Source organism: Kitasatospora sp. MBT63, assembly GCF_000710465.2.
GTDB lineage: Bacteria > Actinomycetota > Actinomycetes > Streptomycetales > Streptomycetaceae > Kitasatospora.
The window spans coordinates 1-449 of the sequence record NZ_JAIZ01000696.1; the positions used below are offsets into that span (position 1 = coordinate 1).

The 449-nt window shown below is 72.2% G+C and carries 1 protein-coding gene; it reads right to left on the reverse strand.

All coding sequences use genetic code 11. From position 1 onward, the window contains the following. On the reverse strand, window positions 1-397 hold a 397-nt coding region (locus AA75_RS36690; RefSeq protein WP_033824745.1), incomplete at its 3' end, for a helix-turn-helix domain-containing protein. Window positions 398-449: the final 52 nt, after the last annotated feature.

The window sequence follows — 449 nt, forward strand, 5'->3', positions numbered from 1 at the left end:
CGATCGCCTCGATCATGTCGCTGATGGTGCCCAGCCCCTCCGGCGAGAGGCTCCTCGCCCGGAGCGCGACCTCGCGTACGCCGGCGTCCCGCAGCGCCCCGAGCAGCGCCAGCTCGTCGGCGAGTTCGGCGCCCCGCTCGTCCTCGAAGAAGTACCCGGGCGGTACCTGGAAGAAGTGCGCCAGGGCTTCGAGGTGACGCTTGGTCGGGTTGCCGCGCCGCCCGGTGCGCAGCTGCCAGACGTAGGTGGCCGAGAAGCTCTCCCCGGTCGCCTCCCGGCACGCCCGTGCGACCTCCTCGTTGCCGTACGGCTCGCCACCCGGCCGGAGGACCGTCCGGAAGAGCCGCTCGATGCGGTCCGCGAGGGTGTCCGGTGCGCCTGGCCCGTCTGCCGTCACTGGGCGCCTCTCCGTTCGTCGGTCTGCCGGACACCATCACGCTCATCCATCT